We start from the raw sequence: 20,259 nt of genomic DNA, 5'->3' as shown, positions 1-20,259 counted from the left end.
AGACCTGTAACATAGCTCCTGCACCGCTGAGGCATTCGGCGGTGTTCACGAGGCACCATGACAGGAGAATAAAGGCAGAGAGAGAAGTAAGGGTCGAGGTCGAGCTCTGAAAGATTTCCAAAGGAATCTAACGGAGAGTTTGATCCTGGCTCAGGACGAACGCTGGCGGCGTGCTTAACACATGCAAGTCGAACGGTGTCCGAGGACCAGCTTGCTGAGAATCGGGTACAGTGGCGGACGGGTGAGTAACGCGTGAGGATCTGTCTTTGGGAGGGGGACAACGTCTGGAAACGGACGCTAAAACCCCATAGGCCGAGAGGTGAAAAGGAGCAATCCGCCCAGGGAGGAACTCGCGTCCTATCAGCTAGTTGGTGAGGTAACGGCTCACCAAGGCGATGACGGGTAGCTGGTTTGAGAGGACGACCAGCCACACTGGAACTGAGATACGGTCCAGACTCCTACGGGAGGCAGCAGTGGGGAATATTGGGCAATGGGGGCAACCCTGACCCAGCGACGCCGCGTGTGGGAAGAAGTCCCTTGGGACGTAAACCACTGTTGTGCGGGAAGAAGGAAGTGACGGTACCGCACGAGGAAGGCCCGGCAAACTACGTGCCAGCAGCCGCGGTAATACGTAGGGGCCGAGCGTTGTCCGGAATTACTGGGCGTAAAGCGCACGTAGGCGGTTTGCTAAGTCGGCTGTGAAAGACATCGGCTCAACCGGTGCAATGCAGTCGATACTGGTAGACTGGAGTCTTGGAGAGGGAAGTGGAATTCCCGGTGTAGCGGTGAAATGCGTAGATATCGGGAGGAACACCAGTGGCGAAGGCGGCTTCCTGGCCAAAGACTGACGCTGAGGTGCGAAAGCTGGGGGAGCAAACGGGATTAGATACCCCGGTAGTCCCAGCCGTAAACGATGAATGCTAGGTGTGGGTAGTGCGAGCTATCCGTGCCGGAGTTAACGCGCTAAGCATTCCGCCTGGGGAGTACGATCGCAAGATTGAAACTCAAAGGAATTGACGGGGGCCCGCACAAGCGGTGGAGCACGTGGTTTAATTCGATGCAAACCGGAGAACCTCACCTGGGTTTGACATGCACGTGGTACGGATCTGAAAGGTGAAGGACGCTACCTTCGGGTAGCGAGCGTGCACAGGTGCTGCATGGCTGTCGTCAGCTCGTGTCGTGAGATGTTGGGTTAAGTCCCGCAACGAGCGCAACCCCTACGCTGAGTTACCAGCACGTGAAGGTGGGGACTCTCAGTGGACTGCCGGCGACAAGCCGGAGGAAGGTGGGGACGACGTCAAGTCATCATGGCCCTCATGTCCAGGGCGACACACGTGCTACAATGGCCGGCACAACGGGAAGCGAAGTCGCGAGGCAGAGCGGATCCCTTAAAGCCGGTCCCAGTTCGGATTGCAGTCTGCAACTCGACTGCATGAAGCCGGAATCGCTAGTAATCGCGGATCAGCCAAGCCGCGGTGAATACGTTCCCGGGCCTTGTACACACCGCCCGTCACACCATCCGAGTTGGGGGCACCCGAAGCCGCCGGCCGAACCCGCAAGGGACGGAGGCGTCGAAGGTGCGTCTGGTAAGGAGGGTGAAGTCGTAACAAGGTAGCCGTACCGGAAGGTGCGGCTGGATCACCTCCTTTCTAAGGAGAGCGGGAACGGGGCGGAAGCCCCGGACCAAAGGCTGATCCTTACGCGGCGCCCACGGGCGCCTCTCTCTGCCGCTCCTGTCTGGTCATAGAAAGCCCGCGCATCATGACAACCGAAGAAAGCAGAAGCTGAACGAGGACAAGGTAATAAGGGCATACGGTGAATGCCTTGGCACCGACGGCCGAAGAAGGGCGTAGCAAGCTGCGAAAAGCTGCGGAGAGGCGCAAGCGACCCTTGACCCGCAGATACCCGAATGGGGCAACCCGGCCGGAGGAATCCGGTCACCCTCGTAAAGGGGGAGGCACCCGGCGAAGTGAAACATCTCAGTAGCCGGAGGAAAAGAAATCGACAGAGATTCCCTGAGTAGTGGTGAGCGAAAGGGGAGAAGCCTAAACCGAAGACGTGTCAAGACTGCGGTCGTTGCGTCATCGGTGTTGTGGGGATCATCAGGAGGGAGCCGCAGCGACCTCGGGAAGTGAGAAAAGGCATCCTTAGCCGAATCGTGTTGGGAAAGCGAGCCGCAGAAGGTGAGAGCCCCGTAGGCGAAAAGGAAGCCCCTTCCTGTGAAGATACCCCGAGTAGGCCGGAGCACGTGAAATTCCGGTTGAAGCAGGGCGGCCCACCGTCCAAGGCTAAATACCGTCGGTGACCGATAGTGAAGCAGTACCGAGAGGGAAAGGTGAAAAGCACCCCTGGCGGGGAGTGAAACAGACCTGAACCCGTATGCCTACAAGCAGTCGGAGCTTTCTCTTCGGAGGGAGTGACGGCGTGCCTATTGAAAAATGAGCCGACGAGTTACGCTACGTGGCGAGGTTAAGGACTGAGAGGTCCGGAGCCGTAGGGAAACCGAGTCTGAATAGGGCGAATAGTCGCATGGCGTAGACCCGAAGCCGCACGATCTATCCATGGCCAGGTTGAAGGTCGGGTAAAACCGACTGAAGGACCGAACCGTAGTCTGTTGAAAAAGACCCGGATGAGCTGTGGATAGGAGTGAAAAGCTAATCGAGTGCGGTGATAGCTGGTTCTCCCCGAAATGCATTGAGGTGCAGCCTCGCTGAGGGAAAGTTCCGGGGGTAGAGCACTGGATGGATGCGGGGGACTGGGGTCCTACCAAATTCAACCAAACTCCGAATACCGGAACTGGATAAGCGGGAGTGAGACTGCGGGCGAGAAGGTTCGTAGTCGAAAGGGAAACAGCCCAGACCGACAGCTAAGGTCCCAAAGCCTGTGCTAAGTGTGTTAAGGATGTGGAGGTGCCCAGACAGCCAGGAGGTTGGCTTAGAAGCAGCCACCCTTTAAAGAGTGCGTAACAGCTCACTGGTCGAGGACTTCTGCGCCGCAAATGTAGGGGGCTAAGCACAGAACCGAAGCTTCGGACTCGGGAGACTGAGGTCTCCTGATTGGTAGGGGAGCGTTCTCTGCGGGGAGAAGTGAGACCGGCAAGGTCTTGTGGACTGCAGAGAAGTGAGAATGTCGGCATGAGTAGCGAGAAACGCGTGAGAATCGCGTTCACCGGATGCCCAAGGATTCCTGGGGAAGGTTGATCCGCCCAGGGTTAGGCGGGACCTAAGGCGAGGCCGAAGGGCGTAGTCGATGGACAGCAGGTAGACAATCCTGCCCCGCGCGAGGACGCTAACACCGAAGGGGTGACGCAGGAGGCTAGGTGCGCCGGGTGCTGGAATACCCGGTCCAAGGAGGTAGGGGGAGTCGGCAGGCAAATCCACTGACTCATAACCCTGAGATCTGATGGGGAGCTTCCACGGAAGCGAAGGCATTGACGCCCGACTGCCGAGAAAAGCCTCTAGGGAGGAATCGCGTGCCCGTACTGCAAACCGACACAGGTGGGCTGGCTGAGCAGGCTAAGGTGGACAGGGTAACTCTCGCCAAGGAACTCTGCAAGTTGACCCCGTAACTTCGGGAAAAGGGGTGCCGCGCCGGTAAAATCAAAGCTGATGGAGCAGGCAGCGGCCGCAGAACCCAGGCCCAGGCGACTGTTTAATAAAAACACAGGACTCTGCAGAAGGCGTGAAGCCGACGTATAGGGTCTGACACCTGCCCGGTGCTGGAAGGTTAAGGGGAGAGGTTAGTCGCAAGGCGAAGCTTTGAACCGAAGCCCCAGTAAACGGCGGCCGTAACTATAACGGTCCTAAGGTAGCGAAATTCCTTGTCGGGTAAGTTCCGACCTGCACGAATGGTGTAACGATCTGGGCGCTGTCTCGGCGAGAGACCTGGTGAAATTGTGGTGCTGGTAAAGACGCCAGCTACCCGTGGTGGGACGGAAAGACCCCGTGGAGCTTTACTGTAGCCTGACACTGGATTTCGGCAAGGCATGTACAGAATAGGTGGGAGGCGCAGAAGACATCACGCCAGTGGTGTTGGAGCCGTCGTTGGGATACCACCCTTGTTTTGTTGGAATTCTAACCGCAATCCGCTGAAGCGCGGAGCGGGACACTATCAGGTGGGCAGTTTGACTGGGGCGGTCGCCTCCCAAAGAGTAACGGAGGCGCGCGAAGGTCACCTCAAGGCGAATGGAAATCGCCATAAGAGCGCAAGGGTATAAGGTGGCTTAACTGTGAGACAGACATGTCGAACAGATGCGAAAGCAGGTCCTAGTGATCCGGCGGTGCTGAGTGGAAAGGCCGTCGCTCATCGGATAAAAGCTACCCCGGGGATAACAGGCTGATCTCTCCCGAGAGTTCCCATCGACGGGGAGGTTTGGCACCTCGATGTCGGCTCGTCGCATCCTGGGGCTGAAGCAGGTCCCAAGGGTTGGTCTGTTCGCCCATTAAAGCGGTACGTGAGCTGGGTTTAGAACGTCGTGAGACAGTTCGGTCCCTATCCACCATGGGCGTAGGGAATTTGCGAGGAGCTGCTCCTAGTACGAGAGGACCGGAGTGGACGCACCGCTGGTGTACCGGTTGTGACGCCAGTTGCAGAAGCCGGGTAGCTAAGTGCGGATCGGATAACCGCTGAAGGCATCTAAGTGGGAAGCCGACCTCAAGATGAGATTCCCCTCTGCGCAAGCAGGTAAGGTGTCCCGTAGACGACGGGATCGATAGGCCGGAGGTGTAAGCGCAGCGATGCGTTGAGCTGACCGGTACTAATACACCGAGGCCTTGTCATCGTTCAGCTTCTGGTTTTGACGGTTGTGTGATGTAGCGGGTATAAGGAATAGGTTTTCGGTGGCCATTGCGAAGGGGAGACACCCGGCTCCATGTCGAACCCGGCAGTTAAGCCCTTCAGCGCCGATGGTACTCCGGGGGGAACCCGCGGGAGAGTAGGTCGCTGCCGAAAACCTAGCTTCACGAAGAGGGGAGGTCCTTTATGGACCTCCCCTCTTCTCGTCCCTCTCCCCAAACTCCTTTTCACACACGAGGCTGAGCGGGCGAGGTCCGTCCTTCCGATGCGCCCCTTCGGGAGGACGCTCGCACTCCTTCGGGTTTTTCCCCCGAAAAGAGATCGTCTGCGTCGGTGCCCGCTGCCGAAAGGAGATCTCGCGAAGCCCGTGCAAGAGGCCCCAATCCCTCCCGCTGAACCTTTCCTGGGGGCGGTGAGGATTTTTCGGGGAGGTCAGGGCCTTCCTGGGAGCGGTTGTGCTAAACTTTCCCTGATCCTTCAAGAGAGGGGCGAGGACCTCGTGACAGATCCGGACTTTTCCGGTTCCAACCTCCGCTGCGTTGTCGTCAGCGACGGCATTCGGGGCCATCTCCATCAGGCGCGGGGCCTGGCTCTCTGGATTTCGCGGCTTTCTGCCGCCTCTGTCAGGGAAGTCGACGTTCCCGCTCTCAAGGGGCTGGGCCGTTTCCTCTGTCTTAAAATGGCCGTGCGACGACTGCCTTCGGCGACAGCCGACGAGGCTCACGCCTGGCTCGTCGCCTCGGGGGGCACGGAGCTGCTGGCGGCTCTCGACGATGTCGGCGGCCCGGAGACTCTTTTTATTGCCGCGGGAAGTTCGGCGGCGCCCTACTGCCTGGCCCTGGCTCGGATTAAGGGTTCCCGCTCGGCGGTGATCATGACCCCTTCCGTCCTCGGAACGGCCCCCTTCGACTTTGCCGTCGTTCCCACCCACGACGGCCCGATCGGGTCCGACCGCCTTTTCGTCACCCTGGGGGCGCCCAATCACATCGACCTCCCCGATCTGGAGGAAGCGGCTTCCGATCTGATCCGTTCCGTTCCTCCCCGGTCGGAGCGGATCGTGGCCCTTCTTCTGGGCGGCAGCGACGGCAACTACCGGATCGACGCCGCCTGGGCACGGGAAAGGCTGGCTCCGGTGAGGGCACAGGCCGAGCGTCTCGGCGCCGATCTTTATGTGACGACGTCGCGCCGGACGGGAAAGGGAACCGACGATGCCCTGGAGGCCCTTTTCGCGGGCAGTCCCTCCTTGCGGATGCTTCTTTTGGCCTCGCGGGAGGCGGCCAACCCCGTTCCGGCCATGCTGGGCCTGGCCACTCACGTGATCTGCACCGACGATTCCGTCTCCATGGTTTCCGAGGCGGCCACGGCCGGCTTTCGTGTCGGCCTTCTTCGGGCCCGCCGTCGAGGCGGGGTCGTTGCGACCTTTCAGGAAGGGGTGGGACGCCTCGTCGCCTCCGGTCTCCTTCCCTCATCCGCTCTCTCGGGAGCACCCCGTTTCGATCGTCTTTTCCGTTCCCTAGCCGAACGCGGTTCCCTCGTCGATCTGACGGTCGAGGACGACCTCGAGGCTTTTCTCGCGTCGTCGTCACAGAGGGGCGAGCCTCTCGACGAGGCCCGCCGGGCCGCCGCCTGGATCGTCGAGCGCTGGAGGGGCTGAAAGAGAGGTCTCGTCAGGGGGTGGATCCGGGGGCGCGGATGGAGGCGTCCGCGCCCCCGGCCCTGTGTCGGGTCGCAGATCGTGGCAAGGTGTGTCCCTGACGTATCGTGGGGCGCTGCGTCCGGGAAGACAGGGGTCTTCTCCCCGCCGCGAAAGAGACGCCCGCTGATCCTCTGCCTCCGAAGGGCCTCCGTGAGGGTCGGACGTTGCCTGTGGAAGGAGAGGAAGCCCGTGAAGATCGTGCAGATCGTTCCCGAATTCGACGAGGGCGGCGTGGAGCGTCACGTCCTCTGGCTTTCTCGCGAACTGGTCCTTCTCGGTCACGATGTCCTTCTCGTGACGGCCGGAGGCAAGCTGGAGACGGAGCTCCCTCCTGCGGTGCCGGTGCGGCATCTGCCTGTGGAGCGCAAGAACCTCCTGACCGGATTCTTCTGCGCCCTTCGTCTGGCCCGGTGGGCCCGGACCGAGGGATGGCAGCTTTTTCACGCCCACTCCAGGGTTCCGGCCTGGATCGCCTGGTGGGCCTCGTCGCTCTCGGGTCGCCCCTGGATCGTGACGGCCCATGCCCTCTACTCTCTCAACGGCGGCATCGCTCCCTTCCGCCGCGCCGACGGTGCCGTCTGCGTCTCCGAGGCGGTGAGGCGCCATCTGGGAGGGCGTCTGCCGGAGCGGACCGTCGTCATCCCCAACGGGTTGCCGCCGGCTCGGAGGGGCTGGGCGGGGGAGGGTTTTCCCGCCAATCCCCGTTTCCTCTTCGTGGGGCGCCTGACTCGCCTTAAGGGACTTGATGTCGTCCTCGAGGCCCTTTCGGGACTCCTGAATCGGCCCTGGAGCCTCGATGTGGTCGGCGACGGACCCCAGCGGGAGGAGTTCGAGGCTCTGGCCCGCTCTCTGGGAGTTTCGGAACGGGTCTTTTTCGCCGGTTTCCGCGACGACGTGGAGGCCTGGATGGCCCAGGCCGGCTGTCTTGTCTTTCCCTCCCATCACGAAGGGATGGGCCTCGTGGCCCTCGAGGCGATCCGCATGGGCCTTCCCCTGGTGGCCTCCGATCTGGAGGCGCTGCGTCCCCTCGCGTCGGGCGGTCTCGTCCCCCCCGGCGACGTGGAGGCCTGGCGCGAGGCCCTGTCCGCCCTTCTCGACGGAGGGCCGGGGAGCCGGTTCGACGGGGCGGCGGTGACGACGACGGCCGAGATGGCCCGGTCCGTGGCGGGCCTTTACGGGCAGGTCGTCTTTCACTGAGGTCTTCTCGGATTATACTTGGAAGGAACGATGCGGGCCTCCACTTCGGCGAGGCCCTGAGGGAGGCAAAACATTGACGAAGCGCGCGCTCATCACGGGCATTACCGGCCAGGACGGGGCCTATCTGGCCGAGCTGCTGCTGGCCAAGGGGTACGAGGTCCACGGCATCAAGCGGCGGAGCTCCCTGTTCAACACGGGGCGCATCGACCACCTCTATCGCGATCCTCATGAGGAAGATCTTCAATTTCGCCTTCATTACGGCGATCTGACGGATGCCACCAACCTCCTGCGGATCCTCCAGGAGGTCCAACCCGACGAGATCTACAATCTGGCCGCCCAGAGCCACGTCCAGGTCTCCTTCGAGACGCCGGAATACACGGCCAACAGCGACGGACTTGGGACGCTGCGCCTTCTCGAGGCCATCCGCATCCTGGGCCTGGAGAAGAGGACCCGCTTCTACCAGGCCTCGACGAGCGAGCTCTTCGGCAAGGTCCGCGAGATCCCCCAGAAAGAGACGACGCCCTTCTACCCCCGGAGCCCCTACGCGGCGGCCAAGATCTACGCCTACTGGATCACCGTCAACTACCGCGAGGCCTACGGCATTTACGGCTGCAACGGCATCCTCTTCAACCACGAGTCGCCTCTGCGCGGCGAGACCTTCGTGACGCGCAAGATCACCCGGGCGGCGGCCCGCATCGCCCTGGGCCTCCAGGAGAAGACCTACCTGGGCAACCTCGACGCCAAACGGGACTGGGGACACGCCGGAGACTACGTGGAGGCCATGTGGCTCATGCTCCAGCAGGAAGAGCCCGACGACTTCGTCATCGCCACGGGAGAGACTCACACGGTGCGGGAGTTCGCCGAAAAGGCCTTCGCCGCCGCCGGAATCGCCCTCTCCTGGAGCGGCGAGGGTCTCGACGAGAAGGGGCGTGACGCCCGTTCAGGCCGGATCCTCGTCGAAATCGACGGTCGCTACTTCCGCCCCACCGAAGTGGAGATTCTTCTGGGCGACCCGACGAAGGCCAAGGAGAAGCTGGGCTGGGAGCGCAAGGTTTCTTTCGACGAACTCGTGGACGAGATGGTCCGTTCCGACCTGGACCTCTTCCGCCGCGACCTGGCCTGCAAAAAGGCGGGATTCGACGCGACGCCCGCCATCGAAGACCGATGCTGAAGGGCCCGATCTTCGTCGCCGGCCATCGGGGGCTCGTCGGTTCGGCCCTGGTGCGCAAACTCCGCGCCGCCGGCCGCGACGACCTGCTTCTTCGCACCCGCCAGGAGCTCGATCTGACCGATCAGGGCCAGGTGCGGGCCTTCTTCCGGGCCGAGAGACCCGGGACGGTGCTCCTCGCCGCGGCCAAGGTGGGCGGCATCGTCGCCAACAGCGAGAACCCGGCCCCCTTCCTCTACGAGAACCTGGCCATCGAGGTCAACGTCATCCACGAGGCCTGGGCGGCGGGGGTGGAACGACTGCTTTTCCTGGGCAGTTCCTGCATCTACCCCAAGATGGCGCCTCAGCCCCTGAAGGAGGAGTACCTCCTGACGGGACCTCTGGAGCCGACGAACGAGGCCTACGCCGTGGCCAAGATCGCCGGCCTCAAGCTCTGCGAGCACTACAATCGCCAGTACGGCGTTCCCTTCGTCTCCGTCATGCCCACGAACCTCTACGGCCCGGGCGATAACTTCGACCTGAGAAGCTCCCACGTCCTGCCGGCCCTGATCCGCCGTTTCGACGACGCCCTGCGCTCCGGTGCCGACGTCGTCACCCTCTGGGGGACGGGGCGTCCCCGGCGGGAGTTCCTCCACGTCGACGACATGGCCGACGCGGCCCTCTTCGTCTTCGAGAGGGAGATCGGTCCCACCTTCGTCAACATCGGCAGCGGCGAAGACCTGCCCATCGGCGATCTGGCCCGGCTCGTGGCGAAAATCGTCGGCTTCGAGGGGACCCTCCTCTGGGACGGCTCCAAGCCCGACGGGACGCCGAGGAAGCTCCTCGACGTCTCCCGCCTGCGCTCCCTCGGCTGGTCCCCGTCGATAGGCCTCGAGGAGGGCATAACCGATACGGTCCGCTGGTACCGGGCCGAGCGGGAACGTCTCCTCGGCCCCGAGGGACGGTCATGAGGCCGCCTCTCCAGGCCGTCATCCTCGCCGGAGGCGGCGGTACCCGCCTCTGGCCCCTCTCCCGCGAGGAGGTGCCCAAGCAGTTTCTCGCCCTCTCCGGGAAGGAGAGCCTCCTTCAGGGAACCTTCCGGCGCCTCATGCCCCTCTGCGGCGACCGGATCCGCGTCGTCGCCGGCGAGCGCTGGGATTCCCAGATCCTCCACCAGGCCCGACAGATCGGCCTCGACGGGGAAGGGCTGCTCCTCACCGAGCCGACGGGGCGAAACACGGCGCCGGCCATCGCCCTGGCCCTGGCGGCCTCTCTCGACGAGGGGCTCGACGAGACGACGCCCCTTCTGGTCTGTCCCAGCGACCACGTCATCGACGACGAAAGGGCCTTCGCCGACGCCGTCGAGGCGGGACTCGAGGCCTGTGACGACGGGCGTCTCGTCACCTTCGGCATCGTCCCCGACGCGGCAGAGACGGGATTCGGCTACATTCGCCTCGGCCGGGCCCGGGGCCGGTGGCGCGAAGTCTCGGCCTTCGTCGAGAAGCCCGACGCCGAGCGGGCCAGGGCCTACGTCGATTCGGGCGAGTACCTCTGGAACGGCGGCATCTTCCTCTTCCGCCTCGGCGACATGGCGGCGGCCTTCGACCGCCACCTGCCCGAGCTGGGCGCCCTCATGCGCCGGGGCCGGGAGGCGCTGCTTGCGGCCTTCGCCGGCCTGCCGGCCCTTTCCGTCGACGTGGCCGTCATGGAGCGGGCCGACAACGTCGCCGTCGTCCCCCTCGACGCGGGCTGGACCGACCTGGGCAGCTGGGATGCCCTCTACGAACACGGCGACAAAGACGAAAGGGGCAATCTCCTCGTCGGCGACGTCCTGGCCGGAGAGTGCCGCAACTGCCTCATCAGAGGCGACGGCCGCCTCGTCGCGGCCTCGGGAGTGGAGGATCTTCTCGTCGTCGACACGGCCGACGCCCTCTTCATTGCTCCCCGGGGCAGCTCCCAGAAGGTGCGCGACATCGCCGAGAGCCTCAGGGCCCGGGGGCGCCGCGAGCTCTGGCAGGCGCCGGAGAGCGCCCGCCACTGGGGCGACTACCGCATCCTCTACGAGGGCGACGGCGTCAAGATCAAACGCATCCGCGTCCTCCCCGGCAAGAGCCTGAGCCTCCAGTACCACCACCACCGGAGCGAGCACTGGATCGTCGTCAGCGGTACGGCCAGGGTCGTCCAGGACGATCGGGAATTCTTCATCCACGAGGGAGAGAGCGCCTTCATCGGCAAGCACCAGCTCCATCGTCTCTCCAACCCGGGCAGGCTTCCCCTCGAAATCATCGAGGTCCAGAACGGCCCCTATCTGGGCGAGGACGATATCGTGAGGGTCGATCGATGAGCGATTTCGCCGTCTACAGCGTCAACGAGGTCTTCAACGAGAGGAACGCCCTCTTCGACCCTTCGGCCTTTTCCATAGGCGACGATCTGGGAGCGCCTTTCCGCCGTCTCCGGGAGAGGCTGGAATCTCGAGGCCATCGCCTGGACACGCCCGACATGAGGTCCTTCGAGGCCTTCGACGGTTTCCTCTTCCTGGACCTGCCCGAGGCTTCCGATCCCTTCCTGTCCCGGGCCGCCGCTTCGGGAAAGCCTCTCTATCTCGTCCTCTTCGAGTGCGAGATCATCAAGCGCCACAACTGGGATCTCGTGAGGCACCGCATGTTCCGGCGCGTCTTCACCTGGTCGCCCCGCCTGACGGGGGAGAGGTACCGCCACTACTTCTGGCCCAATCCCCTCGGCGATCGGGAGCGGGGCTCCTTCGACAGGAAGAGGCTCTGCGTGCTCATGGCGAGCAACAAGTACAAGCGCGATCCCCGGGAGCTCTATTCCGAAAGGGCCCGGACGATCCGCTGGTTCGCGGCCCATCACCCCGGCGACCTCGACCTCTACGGCCCCGGCTGGGGTAAGGACCGCTCCAAGGCCCTCAAGTTTCTCCTCTACGCGACGCTCCACGATCCCCTCGGGCTGGCGCGCCATCGCCAGGCCCTGGTGTCGGCCGAGGATCTCCGCCGCGTCTACCGCGGCGTGGCGCCGTCGAAGCGCGAGGCGATGAGGAACTACCGCTTTTCCATCTGCTACGAGAACGCCCGTTCCATCGCCGGTTACGTGACGGAGAAGATCTTCGACAGCTTTCTCGCCGGCGTCGTCCCCGTCTACCTGGGTTGGGAGAACGTGACGGACTGGATCGACGGAAGCACCTTTATCGATCGGCGCGATTTCGCCGATCACGACGAGCTTCACCGTTTCCTGAGCGCCATGGACCGAAGAACCTACGAGACCTATCTCGGGGCCATCGAGTCCTTCCTCGACAGCCCCCAAGGGCGGCGCTTCGACGTGGAGGCCTTCGCCGGGACCGTCGCCGACGGGATGGTGGACGGGGCTCCGGAAGCGCCATGATGGATCTGACCGTTCGGAGGGAATCGCCATGAAGGTCGTCATACTGGCCGGGGGCTACGGAACCCGGATCAGCGAGGAGTCCCACCTCAAGCCCAAGCCGATGATCGAGATCGGCGGTCGCCCCATCCTCTGGCACATCATGAAGATCTACTCCCACTACGGCTTCGACGACTTCATCGTCTGCCTGGGCTACAAGGGACAGGTGATCAAGGAGTTCTTCGCCAACTACTACCTCCACATGTCGGACGTGACCTTCGACTTCCGCGACGGCAACAGGCTGACGGTCCACTCCAACGCCGCCGAGCCCTGGAAAGTGACTCTCGTCGACACGGGGCTCGACACGATGACGGGGGGACGGGTGAGGCGGATCAGGCCCTACGTGGGTTCGGCGCCCTTCATGCTCACCTACGGCGACGGCGTGAGCGACGTTCCCATCGACAGGCTCGTCGCCTTCCACCGCTCCCACGGCAAGATGGCCACGGTGACGGCCATCCAGCCGGCGGGGCGCTTCGGCGCCCTCGACATGGACGACGCGGGGATCGTTCGGGGCTTCCGGGAAAAGCCCAAAGGCGACGGAAGCTGGATCAACGGAGGTTTTTTCGTCTTCGAGCCGGCCTTTTTCGACACCCTCGACGGAGACGGGACCGTTCTCGAAAGAGAGCCGCTCGAACGGGTCGCCCGATCAGGCCAGCTCGCGGCCTACCGTCATGGAGGTTTCTGGCAGCCCATGGACACCCTGCGGGACAAGATGGGCCTCGAAGACCTCTGGCAGCGAGGCGACGCGCCCTGGAAGGTCTGGCCGTGACGCCCTCCGACAGGGTTTTCTGGGAGGGACGTTCCGTCTTCGTGACGGGACACACGGGCTTCAAGGGAGGCTGGCTCTCGCTCTGGCTGGCCTCGCTGGGGGCCCGGGTCCACGGCTATGCCCTGGCGACGCCGACGGAGCCCAGCCTCTTCGGGACGGCCCGCGTCGCGGACCGGCTGGCCTCGTCGACGACGGGCGACATCGCCGACCTGGATCGTCTCCGGTCGGCTTTGGTCCGATCGGAGGCCTCGGTCCTCTTCCACCTGGCCGCCCAGCCTCTCGTGCGCGACTCCTACCGTCTTCCCGTCGAGACCTACGCGACCAACGTCCTGGGCACGGCCAAGGTCCTCGAGGCGGCCAGGAGCCTCCCTTCGCTCCGCTCCGTCGTCGTCGTCACGACGGACAAGTGTTACGAGAACCGCGAGTGGTGCTGGGGCTACCGCGAGGAGGAACCTCTCGGCGGCCATGACCCCTATTCGAGCAGCAAGGCCTGCGCCGAACTGGTGACGGCCGCCTACCGGCGCTCCTTCTTCCCGCCCGAGCGGTACGGGGACCATGGCGTCGCCGTCGCCACGGCCCGTGCGGGCAACGTCATCGGCGGCGGCGACTGGGCGTCGGACCGCCTCGTCCCCGACTGCCTCAAGGCCCTGGCCGAGGGGCGGCCCGTGTCGATCCGCAACCCCGCCTCGATCCGGCCCTGGCAGCACGTCCTCGAGCCCCTGTCGGGCTACCTTCTCCTGGGCAGACGCCTCGTCGAGGAGGGACCGGACCGGGGAGAGGCCTGGAACTTCGGTCCCGCCGAGGGCGACGACTGGCCCGTGGAGCGTCTCGTCGAAGGTCTCTGCGCCCTGTGGGGGGAGGGCCGTTACGACCGTTCCTCCTGCGGCGACGGCCTCCACGAGGCGGCCTACCTGCGGCTGGACTGCGCCAAAGCCCGCAGCGGACTGGGCTGGAGGCCTCGCTGGAACCTCGTGGAAGCCCTGCGGCGGACCGTCGACTGGCACAGGGCCTACCTGAGAGGCGAAGACCTTCAGGCGCTCTGCCTGACGCAGATCGCCGACTACGAAAGGGGGAAGAGGGTCTCATGAGCCGCAAAGAGGAACTGAAAGCCCAGATTCTCGACCTCGTCGGCGCCTACTACGACGAAGTCCATCGGCCCAAGCCCCGCCGCGAGGGGGAACGCGTCGCCTACGGCGGCCGCGTCTTCGACGGGGAGGAAATGAAGGCCCTCGCCGAGGCCTGTCTCGACTTCTGGCTCACGTCGGGCCCGTGGAGCGCGACCTTCGAGGCCGATTTCGCCCGCTATCTGGGCGTCGAGCGCTGTGCCTTCGTCAACTCGGGCTCGTCGGCCAACCTCCTGGCCTTCATGGCCCTCACGTCGCCGACTCTGGGGGATCGGGCCATAGGGCGCGGCGACGAAGTCATCACCGTCGCCGCCGCCTTCCCGACGACGGTGGCTCCCCTCGTCCAGTTCGGCGCCGTCCCCGTCTTCGTCGACGTGACGCTGCCGACGTACAACGTCGACGCGGGCGCCCTCGACGAAGCCCTCTCGGACCGGACCAAAGCCGTCTTCCTGGCCCACACCCTGGGCAACCCCTTCGACGTGGAGGCCGTCCGAACCTTCTGCGACCGCCACGGCCTCTGGCTCATCGAAGACAACTGTGACGCCCTCGGTTCCCGCGTCCTCTTCCGAGGCGCCTGGCGCCTCACGGGCAGCCTGGGCCACCTGGCCACGTCGAGCTTCTACCCGCCCCATCACATGACCACCGGCGAGGGAGGAGCCGTCTGCGACAGCGACGAAGCCCTCCACCGCGTCGTCCTTTCCCTGAGAGACTGGGGACGGGACTGCCGCTGTCCCTCGGGCACGGACGACCTCTGCGGCTGCCGTTTCTCGGGCCAGTTCGGCACCCTGCCTCGCGGGTACGACCACAAATACGTCTACTCCCACTTCGGCTACAACCTGAAGGCCACCGACCTCCAGGCCGCCATCGGAGTGGCCCAACTCAGGAAGGTCCCCGCCTTCGTCGAGGCCCGGCGCCGGAACTGGAAGATCCTCCGGGAGGCCCTGAAGCCATGGGAGGACTTTTTCATCCTTCCCGAGGCGACGGAGGGGACCGATCCGAGCTGGTTCGGCTTCCTGCTCACGGTCCGACCCGAAGCGCCCTTCAGCCGTGACGGGGCCGTGGCCCATCTCGAAGCGAAGGGCATCCAGACGCGCATGCTCTTTGCCGGCAACCTGCTCCGACATCCCTGCTTCGACGCCATGCGGGCCTCCGGCCAGGGCTACCGCGTCGTCGGCGATCTGGCGACGACGGACCGGATCATGAAAGACACCTTCTGGATCGGCGTCTACCCCGGCCTGGACGGGACGCGAATGACGTCCATCGTCGAGGCCCTGGAGTCGCTCTGTGTCTCGGCCTGACCTTCTACGGACCTGGATCGACCCGATCGTCGACGACGGAGAGGCCCTTCTTTCGGAACTCCGGGGCCGGACGGTCCTCGTCACGGGCGCGTCGGGCTTCGTCGGGACCTGGGTCTCGGCCCTTCTGCTGCGCTTGGCCGAGAGGGGAGTCCCGCTGCGGCTTCTTGCTTTGGCCCGACGTCCCGAGCGGCTGAGGGAGAGACTCGAAGGCTATCTGGATCTCTCGCCTCTGGAGGCGGTTGTCTGTGACCTGACCGATCCCTCGTCCCCCCTGCCCCGAGCCGACCTGATCGTCCACGCCGCCGGCGACGTTTCCGTCGGAGGGGACCGGGCCTCCCTCGAAGCGATCCTTGTCAGGAGCGTCGACCGCGTGGCCTCTCGGGGCGCTGCGACGGGGTCGGAGCGGATGGTCTTCGTCAGCTCCGGCGCCGTCTACGGCCCTCAGCCGGCGGACTGTCCCGGAATCGAAGAATCCTTTCCAGGGGCGCCCGACAGCTGCGGAAGCGATTTCTACGGCAACGCCAAGCGCTGGGCCGAGACGGTGGCCCTGACCAGGACGGCTGCGACGCCGACGGAAGTCGTCGTCGCCAGGGCCTTCGCCTTCTCCGGTCCCTTTCTCCCCCTCGGCGGACGTTTCGCCCTGGGCCAGTTCGTCGGCGACGGCCTGGCCGGAGGGCCGATCCGCGTCAGGGGGACGGGAGAGCCTGTCCGTTCCTATCTCGACGGCGCCGACATGGCCTTTTGGCTCCTGACCCTTCTCCTGCGTGGCCGGAAGGGGCGCTGCTACAACGTGGGGTCGCCTCTTCCTCTCCGTCTGATCGAGGCGGCCCGACGCGTCGCCGGCCTTTTGCGCTGCGAAGTCGTCGTCGAGGGCGGTCCCGACGGGGCTCTGCGCTACGTCCCCTCGACGGAGCGGGCCGAGAGGGAGCTGGGACTGAGGCCCACCGTCGATTTCGAAACGTCCGTCGAGCGGATGCGGATCTGGAACGGAGGGACCTTCCCGTGAAAAGCAGCGACTGGATCGCCCACTTCCTGGCCGAAAGGGGCGTCGACGTCGTCTTCGAACTGATAGGCGGCATGACGACGCACCTCGTCGATTCCCTCTACCGCTGCGGCAGAAGCCGGATCGTGACGATGCACCACGAACAGGCCGCCGCCCTGGCCGCCTGCGGCTGGGCTCAGGTGAAGGGGCTCCCCGGAGTGGCCCTGGCCACGAGCGGACCCGGAGCGGTGAACCTCCTGACAGGGGTGGCCACGGCCTTTTTCGACTCCATTCCCGCCGTCTTCATCACGGGACAGGTCAATACCGACGAGTCGAGCCGCGGACGTCCCCTGCGTCAGCTGGGCTTCCAGGAGACCGATATCGTCGCCATGGCCACTCCCGTGACGAAGGGAGCCCGACAGGCCGCCTCGGCCGAGGAGATCCCCGAGCTCTTCCGGTGGGCCTTCGATCTGGCCTCGAAAGGAAGGCCGGGACCGGTCCTCCTCGATCTGCCCATGAATCTGCAGCGCCAGGAGATCGACGACAGGCGCCCGCCCCTCGGAGGCGAGGACGAGGCAAAACCGCAGAAGAGTTCCGTCGACGGAAAGACCCTCTCCCTCTTTCTGTCCTCTCTCGGAAGGGCCCTGGACGCCTCGGAGCGTCCCCTCCTGCTCGTCGGCAACGGCGTGGCCCGTTCCGGAACGGCCCGGAGCCTGTCGGAACTGGTCCGGCGTCTCCGCCTGCCCGCCGTCTGGTCCCTCATGGGCAAGGGCCTTCTCGAAGGATGCGGAGACCTGGCCTCGGGAATGATCGGGACCTACGGCAACCGCTGGGCCAATCGGGCCCTGAGCGAGGCCGACCTTCTCGTCGTCTTCGGCAGCCGCCTCGACATCAGGCAGACGGGCGTCGACGTGGCCGCTTTCGAGAAAGGCAAGAAGATCTTCCAGGTCGATATCGACGGGAACGAGCTGGGCGGACGGGTCCGCCCCACGGAAGGCCTCGTCGCCGACCTGAGGGACGTCGTCCCGGCCCTTCTCGAAGGACTGGGACCGGTCCGGGGCTGGCCGCGATGGCTGGAACGCATCGACCGCATGCGCGAACTCTGGCCCGATACGGAGGAGCTGGAACTTCCCGAGGGGATCCACCCCAACCGCCTCATGGCCCGTCTGGCCTCTTCGGGTCCCGCCGCGGGGTTCGTCACCGACGTCGGAGCCCATCAGATGTGGGCCGCCCAGTCCCTGGCCGTCGAGGGACGTCCCTTCCTCTCCTCGGGAGGGATGGGGGCCATGGGATATGCCCTGCCCGCCGCCATCGGAGCCGGCATCGCCGCCCAGGCGCCCATGATGGTTCTTGCCGGCGACGGGGGCTTCCAGTGCAACATCCAGGAGCTCCAGACGGTGGTCCGCAACGGCCTTCCCCTCAAGATCGTGATCTTCGACAACCGCTCCCTCGGCATGGTCCGCCAGTTCCAGGAGGCCTATTTCGAGGGCCGCTATCCCGGCACGGTCTGGGGCTACGACGCTCCCGACTTCGAGGCCATCGGACGGGCCTACGGCATCCCTTCCCGCACCGTCCGCGACGAGGTCCGGCTCGACGAGGCCCTGAAGTGGCTCTGGGCCGACCGGGACCGACCGGCCCTTCTCGTCGCCGCCATCCCCCCCCAGGCCGCCACCTTTCCCAAAATGGCCTTCGGTCAGGGGCTGAACCGCATGGATCCCAGAAAAGACGACCCCCGGGAGGGACTTTGAATGGACCTGTCCGTCAACGTGGCCATCCTTTCCTGCAACCGAGGCGCTTACCTCAGGGAGGCCGTCGCCTCTCTCTTCGACCAGATCAAGGTTCCCCGGAAGGTCTTCGTCTTCGATAACGGCAGCGACGAATCCGTCGCCGAGGCCGTCCGGCCCTGGATCGAATCGGGACAGGTCCTGTGGCGGGGCTCGGAGACGAACCGGGGCGTCCACTGGAACCTGGCCCGAGCCTTCTCCCAGGGCGGCGAGGGCAGCGACTGTCTCTACGTCATGCACGACGACGACCGCCTCTGCCCCTCCTTCCTGGAGCGCCAGACGGCCTTCCTCGCCCAAAACCCTTGCGTCGTCGCCGTCGCCTGCAACGCCTGGGAGATCGACGGGGAGGGGCGGCGGATGAGTGGGTGTCTTCACAACCCGAAAAGGCGGGAAGACCGGGAGATTTTTCCCGACCTGCCCGCCATGGTGCGCCTTTATACGAAGACCTTCATGGCCTTCCCCTCCGTCGTCTACCGCTCTCAGGCGGCGGCCCGGGCCACGGTCCGGGCCGATTTCGGCCAGCTCGTCGACGTCGTCCTCCTGACGGAGATGGCCCGGACGGGAGCTCTGGCCTACGTCAACGAGGTCCTCTGGGAGTACCGCGTCCACGGGGGACAGGACTCGTCGTCCTTCCGGGAACGGGACTGGCTCCTGCTGGAGGGCTACTACCGCGAGAGGGCCCGTGAGTTTCCGGAGCTGAAGTTTGCCGTCGCCGCCTATCTGGCCCGTCGCCGTCTCTCGCGGCTGTGGAAGAGGCTCAGGAGGAGAGGGCGTCCATAAGGGCGGAAAAAGACCGTATCGTCTCGGACGAGTCGAAATGGGGCGAAAGACGGGAGGCGATCGTCTCCAGGTCGGCCGGGAGCCGGTCGTACCTCTCGTGGACGCCGACGATCTCGGGCACGATACGGTCGAACAGGGCCGGATCGCTGAAATGCCCTCTGCCGCCTCGCTCGCCGAAATAGCAGGCCAGGGCCTCGTCGACGCTGTCGCCCGTCACCTGACCGAACCAGTAGCCGGTGAAGCAGACGACGGGACGTTTCGAGAGGGCCGCCTCGATGGCCGACGTGGAGCCGCCGCAGACGAGACAGGCCTTGGCCAGCCAGGGCCTGGGATCGATCTGAGTCCCGGCGACGACGACGGCGCGGCGGCCCAGACGGCGGTTGATCTTCGCCGCCAGGGCCCGGAAGCGGAGGAGGCGCCAGCCGCCGCCGCCGACGACGGCGATCTCGAAGCCGGGGATGGCCCTGTCGAGGTCCCCGATGCGATCGAGAAGGTGGAACATCCCCGGCGTCTTGTAGCCGCTGAGACGGCCGAAGAAGACGATGCGGAAGGGGTCGCGCTCCGGGAGAGGGGCGGCTGCGACGGCCACGTCGAGAGGGCGGGGCAATCGGAAGATGGGAAAGCCTGGCGCGGCCTCGACGAGGGAGCGCCGGATCGGCTCCTCGGCCACGGCCCAGGCGTCGCTCCATCGGACGAGGGAGGCGATGTCCCTTCCGGGCCGGTCCGTCTTCTCCAGGTGGTCGAGGAAGTAGGTGACGACGGGCCTGCCCGTCACCTTCTTGAGCCGCGTCGCCAGGGGGAAGGATCGGCGCGAATCGGTGAGGATGACGTCGGGATCGAAGGCCCTGGCCTTGGCGTCGAACCAGGCGTTGCCCACCGTCGGCGAGGGACAGGAAAAGACGGTCATCCCCTCGCCACGGTAGCGGCGCTGAAATCCCTGACCGGCCCAGCGCCCCAGAACGGCCACGTCGTGGCCCGCCCGGGACAGGGCCGTCCCCACGTGGAGGATGTAGGACGTGACGCCGTCGACGAGAAGGGCGTCGGAACAGAAGAGAAGACGGAACTTTTTCGTCGGCATGACCTTTTCGATGGCGATCACCTCCGAAAACATGGGCTCATGCTAGCATAAAAGCCCGGACATCGTGCAGTCTCTTCCTGTGGCGCGCCCCGGAAAGGCCGGTCTCCGCCGGCTACAGCGCCCTTTTCCTTCCGCAAGGAACGGCGCGGCCTCTTTTGTGGTGTCTCCGCCGAAT

13 protein-coding genes and 3 rRNA genes are annotated in these 20,259 nt (G+C 64.9%); 15 read left to right on the top strand and 1 reads right to left on the bottom strand.

The genetic code is table 11. The annotated features are described in order from the left end of the window. Positions 1-127 precede the first annotated feature (127 nt). The 15 genes from KAR29_RS06130 (at position 128) to KAR29_RS06060 (ending at position 19,006) form a co-directional block, all read left to right on the top strand. Positions 128-1,649 (top strand): 16S ribosomal RNA (locus KAR29_RS06130). 143 nt (positions 1,650-1,792) lie between these two features. Next, positions 1,793-4,780 (top strand): 23S ribosomal RNA (locus KAR29_RS06125). 54 nt (positions 4,781-4,834) lie between these two features. Next, positions 4,835-4,950 (top strand): 5S ribosomal RNA (rrf, locus tag KAR29_RS06120). Together the 16S, 23S and 5S rRNA genes form the textbook arrangement of a ribosomal RNA operon. A 343-nt stretch (positions 4,951-5,293) precedes the next feature. After that, positions 5,294-6,448, top strand: coding sequence for a mitochondrial fission ELM1 family protein (locus KAR29_RS06115; RefSeq protein ID WP_274374728.1), 1,155 nt, complete (start codon positions 5,294-5,296; stop codon positions 6,446-6,448). A gap of 231 nt (positions 6,449-6,679) precedes the next feature. Next, positions 6,680-7,687 carry a glycosyltransferase family 4 protein gene (locus KAR29_RS06110; RefSeq protein ID WP_274374727.1) on the top strand — a complete coding sequence of 336 codons (1,008 nt, stop codon included), beginning with the start codon at positions 6,680-6,682 and terminating at the stop codon, positions 7,685-7,687. A 73-nt stretch (positions 7,688-7,760) separates the two neighbouring features. Then, positions 7,761-8,858 (top strand): GDP-mannose 4,6-dehydratase, encoded by a 1,098-nt coding sequence (gene gmd, locus KAR29_RS06105; RefSeq protein ID WP_274374726.1) that lies wholly within the window; start codon positions 7,761-7,763, stop codon positions 8,856-8,858. Then, on the top strand, positions 8,852-9,805 hold the full coding sequence (locus KAR29_RS06100) for a GDP-L-fucose synthase family protein (protein WP_274374725.1): 954 nt from the start codon (positions 8,852-8,854) through the stop codon (positions 9,803-9,805). Before gmd ends, KAR29_RS06100 begins: the two co-directional genes overlap by 7 nt. Next, positions 9,802-11,178: a mannose-1-phosphate guanylyltransferase/mannose-6-phosphate isomerase gene (locus tag KAR29_RS06095; protein ID WP_274374724.1), complete on the top strand. Its 1,377-nt coding sequence runs from the start codon at positions 9,802-9,804 to the stop codon at positions 11,176-11,178. Before KAR29_RS06100 ends, KAR29_RS06095 begins: the two co-directional genes overlap by 4 nt. Beyond that, on the top strand, positions 11,175-12,233 hold the full coding sequence (locus tag KAR29_RS06090; protein ID WP_274374723.1) for a glycosyltransferase family 10 domain-containing protein: 1,059 nt from the start codon (positions 11,175-11,177) through the stop codon (positions 12,231-12,233). The genes KAR29_RS06095 and KAR29_RS06090 overlap by 4 nt, the downstream gene beginning before the upstream one ends. A gap of 28 nt (positions 12,234-12,261) precedes the next feature. Next, entirely contained in the window at positions 12,262-13,038 is a 777-nt protein-coding gene (gene rfbF, locus KAR29_RS06085) for a glucose-1-phosphate cytidylyltransferase (protein ID WP_274374722.1), read from the top strand. Further along, complete coding sequence (gene rfbG / locus KAR29_RS06080; protein WP_274374721.1) at positions 13,035-14,126, top strand: CDP-glucose 4,6-dehydratase; 1,092 nt, start codon at positions 13,035-13,037, stop codon at positions 14,124-14,126. The genes rfbF and rfbG overlap by 4 nt, the downstream gene beginning before the upstream one ends. Next, entirely contained in the window at positions 14,123-15,460 is a 1,338-nt protein-coding gene (gene rfbH / locus KAR29_RS06075) for a lipopolysaccharide biosynthesis protein RfbH (RefSeq protein WP_274374720.1), read from the top strand. The genes rfbG and rfbH overlap by 4 nt, the downstream gene beginning before the upstream one ends. After that, complete coding sequence (locus KAR29_RS06070) at positions 15,447-16,466, top strand: NAD-dependent epimerase/dehydratase family protein (protein ID WP_274374719.1); 1,020 nt, start codon at positions 15,447-15,449, stop codon at positions 16,464-16,466. The genes rfbH and KAR29_RS06070 overlap by 14 nt, the downstream gene beginning before the upstream one ends. Continuing rightward, positions 16,463-18,190 (top strand): thiamine pyrophosphate-binding protein, encoded by a 1,728-nt coding sequence (locus tag KAR29_RS06065; RefSeq protein WP_274374718.1) that lies wholly within the window; start codon positions 16,463-16,465, stop codon positions 18,188-18,190. The genes KAR29_RS06070 and KAR29_RS06065 overlap by 4 nt, the downstream gene beginning before the upstream one ends. Beyond that, on the top strand, positions 18,191-19,006 hold the full coding sequence (locus KAR29_RS06060) for a glycosyltransferase family 2 protein (RefSeq protein ID WP_274374717.1): 816 nt from the start codon (positions 18,191-18,193) through the stop codon (positions 19,004-19,006). It abuts the gene before it with no gap. Here KAR29_RS06060 and KAR29_RS06055 read toward each other — a convergent pair. After that, a complete protein-coding gene (locus KAR29_RS06055; protein WP_274374716.1) occupies positions 18,984-20,117 on the bottom strand; it encodes a glycosyltransferase in 1,134 nt (377 codons plus the stop codon). The two genes, KAR29_RS06060 and KAR29_RS06055, sit on opposite strands and share 23 nt — an antisense overlap. Positions 20,118-20,259 lie beyond the last annotated feature (142 nt).

The organism is Aminithiophilus ramosus, assembly GCF_018069705.1.
Classification (GTDB): Bacteria; Synergistota; Synergistia; order Synergistales; family Aminithiophilaceae; genus Aminithiophilus; species Aminithiophilus ramosus.
This window is presented reverse-complemented; position numbering and strand designations above follow the sequence as displayed.